Source organism: Mesobacillus sp. LC4 (genome assembly GCF_053543455.1).
Window position 1 is genome coordinate 614,895 of record NZ_JBGCUB010000002.1, and the last position, 16,425, is coordinate 631,319.

Below are 16,425 nucleotides of genomic sequence, written 5' to 3' on the forward strand. Positions count from 1 at the left end.
TGCCGATAAATTCAGTAGTTACCATTTACGGAGGTATATGATGGAGGCACTGACAAAAGACGTCATCTTCAAGAAAAGCCCCCAGGAATTAACGGCTCTCCTTTATGAAGGAATTATCGATAACCTGGAACAGGCAATTGAGCTGATCAATGAGAAGTCCTATGTGCAGGCAAATGCCAAACTGCAGCGGACAAATGATATTTTACATAGGCTTGGAGTCGGGTTGAAGTATGAAGCTGGTCCAATCGGCCAGCAGCTCGATATGCTATACAACTACATGGCCGATCAGATTGTCCAGGCGAATTTGAGGAAGGACACATCCCTTCTAAAAGAAATGATTAATTTGATCCAGCCAATCGCACAGGCATGGAACGATGTTTTGAAAAAGAAAGTGAATGTATCCCAGTCAAGCACAGTAAGAAAAGTGACTGCCTATGAAAACAGCATCATGAGAGTCCAAAATTAAGAGAGATAGAGGGAGAAGAGAATGAGAATCAACCATAATATTTCTGCACTGAATGCTTACCGCAATCTTGCGGTTAACAATACAAATACAGCAAAGAGCCTTGAAAAATTATCATCAGGCCTTCGCATCAACAAAGCTTCTGACGATGCAGCAGGCCTAGCAATCTCTGAAAAAATGCGCTCACAGATCCGCGGTTTGGAAATGGCTGAAAGAAACGCGCTAGATGGCATTTCTTTGATTCAGACAGCTGAAGGAGCACTATCTTCTTCTCATGAAATTTTACAACGGATGCGTGAATTGGCTGTACAAGCAGCAAATGATTCTTATACAGACACAGATCGTGCGGAGATTCAGAAGGAAGTAAACCAATTAACTTCTGAGCTTAATAGAATCGGGAATGCAACTGAATTCAACAGTGCTTCTCTTTTAGATGGCAGCAGGGTGAATGCTCTCTCAACTAATGGCAAAGCATTCGCAGATGGAGCATCAAGCCAATTTGATGCTGCAACTGGTATGGATTTGACTGTGGGCAGCGAGCTTGAACCTGGCAATTACACAATCAATGTATTCAAGTCACCAGCAGGAGCTTACTTTCCAAATGGAGAAGAATCTCAGGTTGTTGAGCTTTCTACAAGCGACCTGACTGTAACTGGTACAGGGACACTTACGTTTACTAGCAATGGCATCGCTTATGACCGCAGCCAGGGAAATCCTGCTCCAGCTGTGAATGATACAATCACACTTGAAATGCTGGATGCTACTACTTTTAGCGTAAAAGATTCTTCAGGAACAATCAATGATACTTACACAATCGGTGATCAGTATAATAATCACGGGATCACTTTCCGTATGGAAGATGCAGCAGGATTTGTGGCAGGGGACAAAGCGGAGTTCACAATCGATGCTGACTCTGGAACAGCAGGAACACTGCAGCAAGGATTTGCAGCAGGTAATACAGGGAATAATGATGCAGCATTCACGCAACCGATTACTGTTACAACTGCAGCAGAAGCTGGTGATTGGACCCTTACAAGGAATGGTACAGACTGGCAAGTAGAATTCACTCCAGCAGGCGGAAGCACGGCAACTGTCTCAGATACAGTGGGTGAAACAGCACTTTATAACAATCACGGCATCTCATTCCAATTTGCCTCAGTAGATATGGCTGACGGAGATAAAATCACGTTCAGCACACCTGCAGCTGAGCCATTCTACAAGTATTCAATTGAAATGGGCGGCGTGGAGCAAGAAGTAGCAGCGAAGGTTGCAGACGGAGTGGACCCAGTCGTTCTTGCTCTTGATGTAACTGAAGGTTTAAGTATGAATAGCCTTGCTTTGAAGGAAGGGTCTTTCAGCTTTGAAGTGAAGGAAGTGGCAACTGGCAATGACGGTTCACTGAACTTCCAGATCGGTGCGAATGCTGGACAGTCCGTCACTTTGGAAGTTAACGACATGCGTGCACAGGCGTTACAGGTAAGTGCTGACGCTGCCGGAGAAAAATCAGTGACCATGCAGGACGGCACTGTTAAGCAGGTTTGGTATACAGAAGTTCCATCTGTCACAGACGGCGTTTCTGCAAGCAACACAGAATTTGCAGTTGACCTAACATCTCACGAAAAGGCACAGGCAGCAATCACAGTATTCTCTGATGCAATCCAGCAGGTTTCTTCTGAACGTGCCCGTCTTGGTTCAATCCAGAATCGTTTGGAGCACACGGTTAACAACCTGAGAACGATGACTGAAAACGTGACATCTTCCGAATCACGTATCCGCGATCTTGATATGGCGAAGGAAATGTCCACATTCACAAAGAACAACATTCTGAATCAGGCAGCACAGGCGATGCTTTCACAGGCAAACCAGATGCCTCAGGGAGTTCTTCAGCTACTTAAGTAATATCTCATAGGAGAGAGGCAGTAATTGCCTCTCCCTTTTTATGTTAAATATCGGCTATAATGGAATTAATAGATTAGTATAAGGGTGTGTACGATGGATATACAACGTGTTACCAAGGCTTCGGTCAATAAAACCGGCATGAAGGAGCAAGTCGCCAAGGATTCCATCTCATTCAGTGAAGTAGTCAGCCAGCGTCGCAATGATGTTACTTTTGGGCGTTTGAGCAAGAAAATGAAAGAGATTGAGGATCAGGGAAAGAAACTGGTAGATACCAGGTCGGTCGAGAACCTGAAAAAATATAAAAAGCTTGTTAAGGACTTTATGGAGGACGCGGTTAAAAACGGACTTGAGCTGAAAGAGCACCGGGGCTTCAGCCAGCGTGGTTCCTCAAAAATTTACAAGCTAGTAAAAGAAGTGGACAGCAAACTTATAGACTTAACGAACAATATCCTCGATAAAGAAAAAAACGGCCTCGAATTATTGGGACTTGTCGGCGAAATCCAGGGCATGCTTATTAATATTTATACGTAAAGCTTTCTCTATATGAGGAAGCTTGTTTTATTTTCCAGTGATTTGGAAGACGGTGCAATAATGGTGGATTACGGTGCAATTACGAAAGTTAACGGTGCAATAATGGTTGCTTACAGAGCAATTAAGCCTGTTAACGGTGCAATTATGGTCTTCTACCGTGCAATGAAGAGTTCTCGAAGCATTTAAGACCAATTACCGTCCGCAATTATCCAGCATGTTCGTGCAATTAACGACTCAAATGCTAATGAGCCAATTATCACAGTGCATTTACGACAGGTAAATATTACTTTCCGGTCAACCCTTCTTTATTTTTCACAAAAAGTTAAAGAGTTTAAGCAGGCAGACCGATATATTAAATATAATATGAGCTTTAGAGGAGGCAATAGCATGATTAACCGTCTCTCTTCTGATACACCTAGTACATACATCTATGAAACGATTAAGACGAAAATTGATAACATCGGTGCGCAAGCCGAACCCGAAAGGAATCCTAGCCCTGTTCCTGCTGAGGAAGGGTTACAGGCTGTTCCAAAAGAAAAACTCGAAGGCGTAGTAGAGGGACTGAATAAATACCTCCAACAAAGCCAAACTTCATTAAAATTCCAATATCATGAGAAGCTGCAGGAATACTATGTCACTCTCGTGGATGAAAAAACAAAGGAAGTCGTCAGGGAAATCCCGCCGAAGAAAATGCTAGATTTTTACGCGGCGATGACAGAATTCCTGGGACTAATAGTAGATAAAAAGATTTAAAGGCAGGTGCAGAAATTATGGTTAGAATCGGCGGCCTTGCGAGCGGCATGGATATCGACTCGCTTGTTGGCGACTTAATGAAAGCTGAAAGAATCCCATTGAACAAGCTGCATCAGAAGAAACAGATTATTGAATGGCAGCGTGATGATTACCGGGCGATGAATAAATTGCTCGCAGATCTTGATACATCCATTTTTGATGGCGTATTCCGGCAGTCAACGTTTACGAAGAAGAAAGTGACGACTTCGAATGAAGCCGCGGTTTCAGTACGTAACATCAATGCGACTTCAAACCTGAACTCAAGTATTAGTGTAAGCAGGTTAGCTGAATCAGCAAATATGGTTAGCTCGGCAAGAATCGGTAATGCAAGCTTCGACCCTAACGGAAAGCTGGCAGACCAGAAGGATAATTTCAATACTCCTTTTGTGCTGACCGATAATACGATAACAATTGAAGCAATCGGCAAGGATGGCAACATGCCTGCAGCTCCGGTTGAAATCACGATTGATCCAGCTAATGATTCACTGAATTCGATCATTGATAAAATCAATAATTCCAATGCTGGAGTCGTCGCTTTCTACGATTCAGTTGAAGGAAAAGTATCTCTTACTGCTAAAAACTCTGGAGATAACGTAGGAGATGCAGAAATAAAGCTTACTGGCAACTTTTTCACAAATCAGCTTAATCTCGATGCAAATAGTGATCTTGCAGCAGGAGCATCAAGGGGGAAAGCGGGTACAAGTGCTGAATTCACCATCAATGGACTCACCACTACACGTCCAACAAACACCTTCGTCATCAATGGATTCGAATACACCCTGAAGCAAACAACAGGCACAAACACTGTTGCGGTCAACTCAGCCACGGATGAAGAAGCTGTTTTTAAATCAATTACCGATTTTGTGAACAAATACAATGAAACAATTGCAGGGATTAATTCCAAGGTCACCGAGGAACGCTACCGCAAATATCAGCCGCTTTCTGATGAAGAACGGGAAGGGATGACCGAAAAGCAGGCTGAGATGTGGGATGAAAAAGCGAAAAGCGGGATGCTTAGAAACGATTCCATCTTATCTGGCGCTTTAAACAAGATGCGAACCGATCTTTATGGCCGGGTCGGCAATGACACGGACGCTGTGAATGATAATTTTGACCAGTTAGCGGAGATTGGGATTACCACTTCAAAAAACTATCTTGACCGCGGAAAGCTTGTCATTGATCCAAATAAATTGCGTGAAGCCATAAAAAATGATCCGAATGCAATCTACAAACTTTTTACGAACGAAAGCACAGTAGAAAGTGAACAAGGAATCGCAAGAAAGCTGCGAGCGACCATTAAGGATACAATTTCAACAATCGAAGGCCGTGCCGGCAATGCAATGCGTACGAACGCTCAGTTCACACTCGGCCGGAATCTGACTTCGATTGACAAGCAAATCGACCGTTTTGAAGACCGTTTGATAAAAGTCGAAGACCGCTACTGGCGTCAATTTACCGCGATGGAAAAAGCGATCCAGAAGGCAAATGAACAATCGGCTTATCTGATGTCGCAGTTCTATAGCGGCTAATGCTAGAAAGGACGTGGAATGATGGCAATACCAAATCCATATCAATCCTATAAACAAAATTCCGTCAACACTGCCTCACCAGGCGAATTGACTTTGATGCTTTATAACGGATGTTTGAAGTTTATACACCAGGCGAAAAAAGCGATAGGTGATAATAACATCCAGGATAAGAACAATAGTATTTTACGAGCTCAGGACATCATCCGCGAGTTGATGGTCACGCTTAATCCCGATATCGAGGTTGGAAAACAAATGATGAGCATGTACGACTACATGCTTAGAAGGCTTGTTGAAGCAAATATTAAGAATGACCTTGAAATCCTGGATGAAGTGGAAGGCCTGGTGACGGAATTCCGTGATACTTGGAAGCAGGTCATCCAAATCAACAGACAAAAGCAATTCACCCCGGACGGAAGAGTATAATGAGCCCGTTGGTAAGGTTTTACGAAACAACAGCAAAGCTAGTCCAAGTGCTTGAAGGCACATTTGATCGGGATGAGAAAATCCTGCTCCTGGATAAGCTGCTCGCTGAGCGGGATATTTTATTGAAAGAAATTAAACGGCCGAATCCTGAAGAAGCCGAGCTGGCTGAAAAAGTTATCAAACTCAACCAAAAGCTCGATGTGCTTTTAGCAAAAGAAAAAACACTGATCCAAAAGGATTTGAAAGATCTGAAGAACCGTAAGGAAAAATCAGATATGTACCAAAACCCATATGCTTCCGTTTCCGTTGATGGAATGTTCTACGATAAACGCAACTAAACCGCCTATTCGGGCGGTTTTTTTGTATTAGGACAAGTTCCTACAAATTATCCACTATTCCGACGGTAAAAACAGACATAAAAATGTCAAATCTTCAGACTGTTTTTGCAGGAGTTCTTTGGGGTAAAATAGAATTAGTAATACATAGTCATATCCCAAAGGAGGAGTCCACTATGAACTACAACATTCGTGGAGAAAACATTGAGGTAACGCCAGCAATCAGAGAGTATGTAGAGAAAAAGGTTGCGAAGCTTGACCGGTACTTTACCGAGTCACCCAATGCCAATGTGAACGTGAACCTGAAAGTTTACCAGGATAAAAAAGCAAAAGTTGAAATTACGATTCCGATGAAGGACCTTGTGCTTCGCGCAGAGGAGCTTCATGAAGATATGTATGCTGCGATCGATTTGATCACTGATAAGCTTGAGCGTCAAATCCGCAAGCACAAAACAAAGGTCAACCGCAAGTTCCGTGAAAAGGATAGCCTGAAGGATTACGCTCCGATTTTCACAGAAGTCGAGCAGGTGGAAGAAGATGAAGATCTTGAAGTTGTCCGTACTAAGAGCTTCGACCTGAAGCCGATGGACAGCGAAGAAGCGATCCTGCAGATGAACATGCTGGGCCATAGCTTCTACGTGTTCACAAACGCTGAAACAAACCAAACAAACGTTGTTTACAAGCGTAACGATGGCCGTTATGGTTTGATTGAAGCTCAATAATAATCTTAAACTCTACCCACAGTCAGAAATTGGCTGTGGGTTTTAATTTGGTCTTTTGAAGGAAATATTATACCGGGTGCCGAAATAATTTTACAGGAGGCGATACATATGACATTTTCAATCGTAGGTTATGACCCACAGGAAAAAGAGTGGGGAATTGCCGTTCAATCTAAATTTCTTGGAGTAGGGGCAGTTGTTCCGTTTGCGAAGGCGGGAGTTGGTGCAGTGGCGACGCAATCTTATGCGAATACAGCATATGGTCCGCATGCACTTGAGTTGATGGCCCAGGGGAAATCAGCTGAGGAAGTGATGGAGCTGATCACGAAGGATGATCCTGACAAGGAGATGCGCCAGGTTGGCTTGATTGACGCAGAAGGAAACGGTGCAACTTTTACAGGTACATATTGTTATGACTGGGCAGGCGGAGTGACAGGTAAGCACTTTGCGGCGCAGGGTAATATTTTAGTAGATGAAAATACTGTGAAGGCAATGGCAGAGACATTTGAGTCGACAGAAGGCTCGCTCGCGCATCGGCTGCTTCAGGCACTCAACGCCGGACAGCAAGCTGGTGGTGACAGCAGGGGCCAGCAGTCGGCGGCTCTCCTTGTCGTCAAGGAAAAGGGCGGATATGGCGGCTACAACGATCGTTACATCGATCTCCGTGTAGATGATCATCCGGAGCCAATCACTGAATTGATCCGCATCTACGGCTTGCAGCAGCTTTATTTTGCAAAAGCAAAGCCAGAGAATGTAGTGGCAATTGAAGGTGAAATCAGGGAAACAATCGTCCAGCACCTCAAGCGTCTTGATTACCTAAAGGCTGATCCATCTGATGACGAAGAGCTCCACAAAGCGCTCACTGCCTACATCCACACTGAAAACTTCGAAGAGCGCGAGCAGGAGAAGGGCAAAATCGACCTCGAAGTTTTGGAGTTTATGAAAAATCAATAATATATGGTCCCACTGTCAGCCGACAGTGGGACTTTTAACCTTTTCGATTGGTTGTCACCCCCATTTGTAAGTGGTAGAATAGTAAGAAGAAATAAATCGAATTTTTCTAAAAGGGATTCGGTGCGTTTACAGCGAATCTTTTTTCTTTGGGACAATTTTTAACAATCGAAATCAACTAGATTCAATAGATAAAAGGAGCGTCTGTATGGGGATTTTAACGAAAATTTTCGACCAGAATAAACGCGATATCAAGAAATTGACGAAAATGGCGGATCAGATCGATGCGCTTGCAGGCGATATGGAAAAGCTGTCTGATGACCAGCTGAGGGAAAAGACAGAGGAGTTCAAAAGCCGTTACCAGAACGGTGCATCTACTGATGACTTGCTGATTGAAGCTTTTGCTGTCGTACGTGAAGGTGCGAAGCGTGTCCTGGGCCTTTACCCTTATAAAGTTCAGTTGATGGGTGGTATCGCCCTTCATGAGGGGAATATCTCCGAGATGAAGACTGGTGAAGGTAAAACCCTTACAGCGACAATGCCGGTTTACCTGAACGCGATCACTGGTCGCGGCGTGCACGTCATCACGGTCAACGAATACCTCGCAAGCCGTGACGCCGTTGAGATGGGCAAGCTGTATGAATTTCTTGGCCTGTCAGTCGGCCTCAACCTGAACAGCATGACGAAGGAAGAGAAGCAGGAAGCATACCGTGCTGATATCACATATGGTACGAACAATGAGTTTGGCTTTGACTATCTTCGCGACAATATGGTGCTTTACAGTGATCAGAAGGTTCAACGTCCTCTGCACTTCTGTGTCATCGATGAAGTTGACTCCATCTTGATCGATGAAGCGCGTACGCCATTGATCATTTCCGGGTCTGCGCAAAAATCTGCTGCGCTTTACATTCAGGCGAATGCATTCGTTCGCAATTTGAAGCGTGAAGAAGACTACACTTATGATGAAAAAACGAAGGGTGTCCAGCTGACGGAAGAAGGAATCACGAAGTCCGAGAAGGCTTTTGGCATCGAGAACCTTTTTGACATTAAGCATGTGACATTGCTTCACCACATCAACCAGGCGATGAAAGCCCAGGCGAGCATGCACAAGGATGTGGATTATGTCGTACAGGATGGCGAAATCGTCATCGTTGACCAGTTCACTGGTCGTCTGATGAAGGGTCGCCGCTACAGCGAAGGCTTGCATCAGGCAATCGAGGCAAAAGAAGGCCTTGAGATCCAGAACGAGAGCATGACGCTTGCGACAATCACCTTCCAGAACTACTTCCGTATGTACGAAAAGCTGTCCGGTATGACAGGTACAGCGAAGACTGAGGAAGAGGAGTTCCGTAATATCTACAATATGAACGTTGTTGTGATTCCGACGAACCGTCCGATCGCCCGTGACGACCGTCCAGATTTAATTTATGCGAGTATGCAGGGCAAATTCAAGGCAGTGGCCGATGACATCGCCGAGCGTCACAAGGCTGGACAACCTGTTCTTGTTGGTACGGTTGCGATTGAAACGTCGGAAATCATTTCTGCGTTTTTAACGAAAAAGGGAATTAAGCATAATGTATTGAACGCGAAAAACCATGAGCGTGAAGCGGAAATCATCGCTGAAGCAGGCCATCAAGGCTCGGTTACAATCGCGACGAACATGGCAGGCCGTGGTACGGACATCAAGCTTGGCGAGGGCGTCAAAGAAATTGGCGGTCTTGCGGTTATTGGTACGGAGCGTCACGAGAGCCGTCGTATCGACAATCAGCTGCGCGGGCGTTCCGGACGTCAGGGAGACCCAGGTGTGACGCAGTTCTATCTTTCCATGGAAGATGAACTGATGCGCCGCTTCGGTTCTGACAATATGAAAACAATGATGGAGCGTCTTGGTATGGATGATACCCAGCCAATCCAGAGTAAGATGGTGTCAAGAGCCGTTGAATCTGCGCAAAAACGTGTTGAAGGCAACAACTTTGATGCTCGTAAGCAATTGCTTCAGTACGATGATGTTCTTCGCCAGCAGCGTGAAATCATCTACAAGCAGCGTGATGAGGTTCTTGAATCTGAAAACCTCCGTGAAATCGTAGAAAGAATGATCAGATCTGCATTGGAGCGCAATGTCTCTGCCCATACTCCGGCAGGCGAGGATATGGAAAAATGGGACCTGAGCAGCATCATCGACTACGTGAACGGTAACCTGCTACACGAAGGCGACATCACTGCTGAAGACCTTCGCGGCAAAGAAGCAGATGAAATCATTGAAGCCATCATGGCGAAGGTGAAAGAACGCTATAATGAAAAAGAAGAAATGCTGACAGACGAGCAAATGCGCGAGTTTGAGAAAGTTATCGTGCTTCGTTCGGTTGACTCAAAGTGGATGGACCATATCGACCAGATGGACCAGTTGCGACAGGGTATCCACCTGCGTGCGTACGGCCAGATCGATCCACTGCGCGAATACCAGCATGAAGGCTTCGCGATGTTCGAAAACATGGTGCTTTCCATCGAAGACGACGTTGCGAAATATATCATGAAAGCTGAAATCCGCAGCAACCTTGAGCGCCAGGAAGTAGCAAAAGGCCACGCGGTGAATCCGAAGGAAGACGAAGGCGGCAAGGTAAAGAAGAAGCCTGTTGTCAAGTCAATGGATGTTGGCCGTAATGACCCATGCATCTGCGGCAGCGGCAAGAAATACAAGAACTGCTGTGGCAAGGCTGAATAACTTAAGTGAATTTCAATTAAGAGGGCCGGATTTCGGCTCTCTTTTTCCTTGGAACATACAATACGGTATAATGGAAAGTAACTTATTTATGAGGTGAATGATATGGAATTAGCAGATATCAGGAATGAGCTTGAGAAAACAGCTAAGAAATTAGCGGACTTCAGGGGGTCTCTTTGACCTCGAAAATAAAGAAGCGCGAATCGCAGAGCTAGAAGATGGCATGCTTGCGCCGGACTTCTGGGATGACCAGCAGAAGGCACAGGTTGTCATCAATGAAGCAAATGCGCTTAAAGAACAGGTTAATGTTTTTAACGAGCTGAATGAGACTTACGAAAATCTCGATTTGACTTATGAGCTTGTAAAAGAGGAAGATGACGCGGATCTTCGTGAAGAGCTGGAGAAGGAACTTGTCGAGTTCAAGGATCGCATGAGTGAGTTCGAGCTTCAACTATTGTTGAGTGAAGAACATGATAAAAATAATGCCATTCTTGAATTGCACCCAGGCGCTGGCGGAACGGAATCCCAGGACTGGGGCTCTATGCTGTTGCGTATGTATACGCGCTGGGCGGAAAAACGCGGCTTCAAAGTTGAGACGCTGGATTACCTGCCAGGAGATGAAGCGGGAATCAAGAGTGTTACTTTGAAGATTAACGGACACAATGCATACGGTTATCTGAAAGCGGAAAAAGGCGTACACCGTCTCGTACGTATTTCGCCGTTCGACTCTTCAGGCCGACGTCACACTTCATTCGTATCCTGTGAAGTCATGCCGGAATTCAATAACGAAATCGAAATTGAAATCCGTACGGAAGACTTGAAAATCGATACGTACCGTGCAAGCGGTGCCGGCGGTCAGCACATCAACACAACTGACTCAGCCGTGCGAATCACCCACTTACCGACCGGTGTTGTTGTTTCATCACAGGCAGAACGTTCACAGATCAAGAACCGTGAAACATCGATGAAGATGCTGAAAGCAAAGCTTTACCAGCGTGAAATCGAACAGCAGCAAGCCGAGCTGGACGAAATCCGCGGTGAGCAAAAAGAAATCGGATGGGGCAGCCAGATCCGCTCCTACGTATTCCACCCGTACTCCATGGTCAAGGACCACCGCACCGGTGCCGAATCAGGCAACGTACAAGGCGTCATGGATGGGGATATTGATATGTTTATTGATGCTTATTTGAGGTCAAAGTTGAGTTTGAGTGAGTAAACCGAGCTCCATATGAGTTTTAGGAGTCCCCCGCCGGGTTGGCGGGGGACTTTTGTGCTTAATGAGCTGCTAGTTTGTTTGATTATGAGTTAATTGCACGGTCAAACGCCATAATTGCGCGGTAAGCGAAGCTAATTGCACCGTCATCCTAATAATGGAAAAACCTCCTCGCCCAAAGGGAAGAGGAGGGTATAATCATGCTTGATAATATACTCTATTTTTCGTACTTCCTGTATGCTGTAGGCTCATATTCCTCAACAAGATTGTCGAAGTACTCCGTGACGGCAGGCGTAAGAAACCTCTCAATTGCTTATTTGTCATCGTCGGCCCAATCAGTAAAAAATAATCAAGAATAGCCTGTTCATGAACATTAGTTGAAGTGGTGCCACAATGGGGGCAGTACCATTTTCTTGAGATTCTCTCCATGAGAAATTGCTCGCACGTTGGACATTGAATACCGGGGATGATGTCAGACGGGGATAGATTATACTTGCTAATATCAGCTTTCTCTGGCTCGTGGCTTTTCATCAGAAGTTTTGATAATTTTTTTACATCCTTGCTAGAAAGAACTTCTCCTTGATGACGATTTTGAAACTCGTCTACTTTAAAGACCAATTGTCCTCCTTTGCAAACTCGATTATAAATCTCTTGGTTTTTACTGGGGTTTTGAAGAATGGAGCCCTGATTGCTGTAGGTGACGAGGAATTCTAGAGGAAGAGAGTTGATATTGTTTTTCTTCAGCCAGTTCCTGAATTGATAGACTTGTCTTTTTACCTGGTCAACCGGGCAGTCGTATACCTCCGTATTGTCATTATACGTTCGGAAAACTTGTTTGAAGGCAGGATCAAACTCTATTATTCCAGGCATATTCTTATTTTCGATCAGCAGGGCAAATTTGGTTGATAAAAGAAGGAAATCAATTTGGAAGTAGTTAGTGCCAAGTGGAATGCGGAGATCCTGGAGGATGATAAAATCGTTTTCGTTCAAGAGGCTGAGGTAATAATCCATATCCTGTTCGCCTTTGAATCCCGCTTTTTTAATCAGCAAATCTTTAAGAATATCTGGCCTCTTTGGATGGTTTGGAGGAAGTCTGCGCAGCAGTGCTTCATTAACGAGGATTCTCCGTGGGGTCGTTCTGCGTTTAACTATCAAACATTTTCACTCCTTTAGGTTGATGAGTGTATATTCGACATATATCGGTAAAAACCCTGTTAAAGAGTGAGATGTTTTTCCACGTTTATTTTTTTTGTAAAATTTTCCCTACAATTCAAGTTCTCAATTACCTATTTACAACAACCCCAGGAACCCGGAGAGATGAACTGATCCAGATAAGGGCAAGAATTAGCTGGCGAGCCCAAAACAGATAAGGAGTAAAAAGGTAACTTTAAACTAAACAACAGTTCACCCCTTAATTACCTATTTACAACAACCCCAGGCACCCGGAGAGATGACTGATTCAGTAAAGGGAAAGAACTATTAGGCTAGCACGAAACAGATAAGGAGTAAATAAGGTAACTTTTAATTAGTATCTCGATGTTTCCTCTAAAAAACTCTTGAAAACCTACAACGCGCAGTACGTAATTCGTTTTTGTGCAGGGCGAAGGTAGAAACAAGGTCCAAAAAGTAAACTTACTAGTGAAATAGCTGTTTATTGGAGTCAACTTTGCTACTGGAAAAATTATTCTGTTAGTAAAATAAGATAATTGCACCGTTGTTTAATGTAATTGCACCGTTTTTTGAAATAATTGCACGGTCCTCCTAATTAATTGCACCATTAATCGAGATAATTGCACCGTCTTCCTAAATAAGGAAAAATAAGAAAGCAGCCCTCCTAAGAAGGCTGCTCCCACATATTAGATAAACAAATTCAATCCAGAATCCTCTGCATCACCAAGGTAGGCTGCTACGCCGCCGATTTCGACTCCGTCGATGAGTTCTTCTTTTGCGATGCCCATGATGTCCATGCTCATGCCGCAGGCTACTAGCTTGATGCCGGCGTCCATGGCGTTTTTCATCAGGGTTTCTAAGCTGTCGACGTTTTTATTGGCCATGACGGTCTTGATCATCTTGGAACCCATGCCGCCCATGTTCATCTTGGATAGTGGCAGGTCATTTGCGCCCTTGGGCATCATCATGCTGAACATCTTCGCCATCATGTCTTTCTCGGTGGCTGGCGCGTCGCTGCGCTTCAGGATGTTCAGTCCCCAGAAGGTGAAGAACAAAGTTACTTCTTTCCCCATCGCCGCGGCACCGGATGCGATGATGAAAGTTGCGATGGCTTTGTCTAGGTCACCGCTGAACACGACCATAGTCGCACCATTTTTAGCCGGAGCAGCAGTCGGCACGCCAGTCGGGACCTCAACAGGAGCTGCCATCATAGGCACGACCACATTGCCTTTCATGATCTGAGCTTTGAACTTCTTATCCTCAAACTTGTTGCTGATCAGCTTGTTGCCTGTCTTTTCACACCATGCTTTGATGTCCTTCGCGAAGCCTGGATCTGTTGCGTGGACTTCCATCACCTCGCCGTCCTGCAAATCGCCAATTGTCTTATACACCTTCATGATCGGACCTGGGCAAGACAGGCCGCAAGCGTCAAGCGTAGCCTTCACAGTCGGCGGGGCAGCTTCCACGGGAGATACAGCCGAAGCAGGAGCGGTAGGTGCCTGAGCAACAGGGGCCGCCTCAACTGCAAACCCAACACTGGACTGGGCAGCACCCGCAGCAATCTCTTCCATCGCAGCATTACGCTGTGCCACGCCATTGTCGCTGATTGGTGTACCGCAGTTCTCACTCGCATCTGGCTCGAACACACAAGAGTAAGTCTTGTAGCCGCCATCCAGATTACGAACCTTGAATCCAGCCTGCATCAGGATACGGGATGCTAGATAACCACGAAGGCCGACCTGACAATAGACATACACTTCTTTTGTAGGGATTTCGCCAAGTCGTTCGCGAAGTTCCCCAAGAGGGATGTTTACAGAGCCTTCGATCATACCCATGTCGCGTTCAATCGGCTCACGAACGTCAATCAGGTAACCACCATTAGCTAAAATATCATTGATTTCATGCCATTGAACAGTTTCAACTAAACCTTCTGCGATATTCTTCGCTGCGTAGCCAGCCATATTGACAGGGTCTTTTGCAGAAGAGTAAGGTGGTGCGTATGCCAGTTCAAGGTCCGGCAGGTCAAAAATCGTCATGCCACCCTTGATGGCAGTCGCTAGAACGTCGATGCGCTTGTCTGCGCCATCATAAGATACTGCCTGTGCACCAAAGATTTTTCCTGTTTCACGGTCAAAGATCAATTTTAGCGCGATTGGGAACGCGCCAGGGTAGTAACCAGCATGTGAGCTTGGGTGTACGTGCACAACATCATAAGAGATGCCAAGGCGCTTCAGTGTCTTCTCGTTATTTCCGGTTGCTGCAACGGTCATATCGAACACCTTCGCAATGGATGTGCCAAGAGTGCCCTGGTATTTTGAATCGATGCCATTGATATGGTCAGCAACGATGCGTCCCTGGCGGTTGGCCGGCCATGCAAGCGGGATATGAGTCGCCTGTCCGTTGATATAGTCTTTCACTTCGATTGCGTCGCCAATTGCGTAGATGCTTTCGTCAGCTGTCTGCAGGCGCTCATTGACACGGATGGCACCGCGAAGGCCAAGCTCCAGTCCAGCTTCCTTAGCTAATTTATTTTCAGCAGCAACACCAATCGCAAGGATAACGAGATCAGTATCAAGTTGCTTACCGCTGCTGAGGTTAATGATCTTACCATTCTTCTCAAAAGATTTAACGCCATCTTCAAGTACAAGATTCACGCCTTTTTCACGGAGGTGTTGGTGTAAAATAGAAGCCATCTCGAAGTCGATTGGCGCCATGATTTGGTCAGCCATCTCGACGAGTGTCACTTCGACACCACGTTCCCAAAGGTTTTCGGCCATTTCGACGCCGATGAAGCCACCACCGATAACTGTCGCTTTCTTCGGCTGTTGCTCATCAACATATGCCTTGATTTTATCAGTATCAGGAATGTTGCGAAGCGTAAATAAAGCGTCAGCTTCATTAATGCCCGGAATCGCAGGCTTGATTGGGCTCGCACCTGGTGATAAAACAAGCACATCATAGCTTTCCGCATAAGTTTCGCCAGTTTTCAGGTTCTTGATCTCCACCACTTTGCGTTCACGGTCAATGCGTGTGACTTCGCTAAGGTTGCGTATGTCCATGTTGAATTTTTTTGACATACCTTCAACCGTCTGCACAAGCAATGCGTCGCGTTCCTGAATTGCACCGCCAATATAATAAGGAAGGCCGCAGTTTGCAAAAGAAATGTATTCACCGCGCTCGACCATCACGATTTCGGTTTGTTCATCCAATCTTCTTAAACGAGCTGCTGTTGTAGCTCCGCCAGCCACTCCACCTACGATTACCACTTTTTTAGCCATGTTCATTACCCTCTTTCTTAAAAATTTATATAGTTTCGATTTGATTTTTGGTCAATTATTTACATGCTCGGCTTACAATCCGTAATCTCCAGACTGGCCAGATGCTAGGTACGGATATTGTGTAATGGTGAGCATGTAAAATATTAAAAAAATGTATTTTTCTTTTTTACAGGAAAGACTAATCATGTGATCGCCTCCTTATACGTGAAATATATCACAAAGTACGACTAGGGGTAAGGGTATTTGATAAAGCGTCAAAAACTGTTCATAATTTCACAAACTTAACTAAGTCCTGCGATTGTTTGCTTGCAAAATAAGCTGGACGAAATGTTTCTATATTATAGGTTCAGTTTTTAGAACGTAGTGCTAGTAAAGATTCACGGTTTTGTAAGGAGTGTTAGTA

Annotated in this window: 13 protein-coding genes; 11 read left to right on the plus strand and 2 right to left on the minus strand. The window is 45.0% G+C overall.

Going from position 1 to position 16,425, the window contains the following annotated elements:
* Positions 1-37: 37 nt before the first annotated feature.
* The 11 genes from fliS (AB5I83_RS09335) (at position 38) to prfB (ending at position 11,577) form a co-directional block, all read left to right on the plus strand.
* Positions 38-466, plus strand: a complete 429-nt coding sequence (fliS, locus tag AB5I83_RS09335) for a flagellar export chaperone FliS (RefSeq protein ID WP_448974767.1) — start codon at positions 38-40, stop codon at positions 464-466.
* A 21-nt stretch (positions 467-487) separates the two neighbouring features.
* Positions 488-2,362: a flagellin N-terminal helical domain-containing protein gene (locus AB5I83_RS09340; RefSeq protein ID WP_448974769.1), complete on the plus strand. Its 1,875-nt coding sequence runs from the start codon at positions 488-490 to the stop codon at positions 2,360-2,362.
* Between the two features lie 93 nt (positions 2,363-2,455).
* Complete coding sequence (locus tag AB5I83_RS09345) at positions 2,456-2,893, plus strand: YaaR family protein (protein WP_448974771.1); 438 nt, start codon at positions 2,456-2,458, stop codon at positions 2,891-2,893.
* 387 nt (positions 2,894-3,280) lie between these two features.
* Positions 3,281-3,646 carry a flagellar protein FlaG gene (flaG, locus tag AB5I83_RS09350; protein ID WP_167833202.1) on the plus strand — a complete coding sequence of 122 codons (366 nt, stop codon included), beginning with the start codon at positions 3,281-3,283 and terminating at the stop codon, positions 3,644-3,646.
* A gap of 17 nt (positions 3,647-3,663) precedes the next feature.
* Positions 3,664-5,214, plus strand: coding sequence for a flagellar hook-associated protein 2 (locus tag AB5I83_RS09355; protein WP_448974773.1), 1,551 nt, complete (start codon positions 3,664-3,666; stop codon positions 5,212-5,214).
* A gap of 21 nt (positions 5,215-5,235) precedes the next feature.
* Positions 5,236-5,637 (plus strand): flagellar export chaperone FliS, encoded by a 402-nt coding sequence (gene fliS, locus AB5I83_RS09360; protein WP_448975272.1) that lies wholly within the window; start codon positions 5,236-5,238, stop codon positions 5,635-5,637.
* Positions 5,637-5,975, plus strand: coding sequence for a flagellar protein FliT (locus tag AB5I83_RS09365; protein WP_448974775.1), 339 nt, complete (start codon positions 5,637-5,639; stop codon positions 5,973-5,975). The genes fliS (AB5I83_RS09360) and AB5I83_RS09365 overlap by 1 nt, the downstream gene beginning before the upstream one ends.
* 173 nt (positions 5,976-6,148) lie before the next feature.
* Positions 6,149-6,694, plus strand: coding sequence for a ribosome hibernation-promoting factor, HPF/YfiA family (gene hpf, locus AB5I83_RS09370; protein ID WP_167833199.1), 546 nt, complete (start codon positions 6,149-6,151; stop codon positions 6,692-6,694).
* Between the two features lie 108 nt (positions 6,695-6,802).
* Positions 6,803-7,645, plus strand: coding sequence for a DUF1028 domain-containing protein (locus tag AB5I83_RS09375; RefSeq protein ID WP_448974777.1), 843 nt, complete (start codon positions 6,803-6,805; stop codon positions 7,643-7,645).
* Between the two features lie 205 nt (positions 7,646-7,850).
* Positions 7,851-10,364: a preprotein translocase subunit SecA gene (secA, locus tag AB5I83_RS09380; RefSeq protein ID WP_448974779.1), complete on the plus strand. Its 2,514-nt coding sequence runs from the start codon at positions 7,851-7,853 to the stop codon at positions 10,362-10,364.
* A 102-nt stretch (positions 10,365-10,466) separates the two neighbouring features.
* A protein-coding gene (prfB, locus tag AB5I83_RS09385; RefSeq protein WP_448974781.1) for a peptide chain release factor 2 occupies positions 10,467-11,577 on the plus strand; the annotation gives its coding sequence in 2 pieces (ribosomal slippage) (positions 10,467-10,538 and positions 10,540-11,577; 1,110 coding nt in all).
* A 195-nt stretch (positions 11,578-11,772) separates the two neighbouring features.
* Here the strand turns inward: prfB and AB5I83_RS09390 are convergent.
* Together AB5I83_RS09390 and AB5I83_RS09395 are read right to left on the minus strand one after the other, a co-directional pair.
* Positions 11,773-12,729, minus strand: coding sequence for a nuclease-related domain-containing protein (locus tag AB5I83_RS09390; RefSeq protein ID WP_448974783.1), 957 nt, complete (start codon positions 12,727-12,729; stop codon positions 11,773-11,775).
* A gap of 701 nt (positions 12,730-13,430) precedes the next feature.
* Positions 13,431-16,022 carry a CoA-disulfide reductase gene (locus AB5I83_RS09395; RefSeq protein WP_448974785.1) on the minus strand — a complete coding sequence of 864 codons (2,592 nt, stop codon included), beginning with the start codon at positions 16,020-16,022 and terminating at the stop codon, positions 13,431-13,433.
* Between the last annotated feature and the right edge of the window lie 403 nt (positions 16,023-16,425).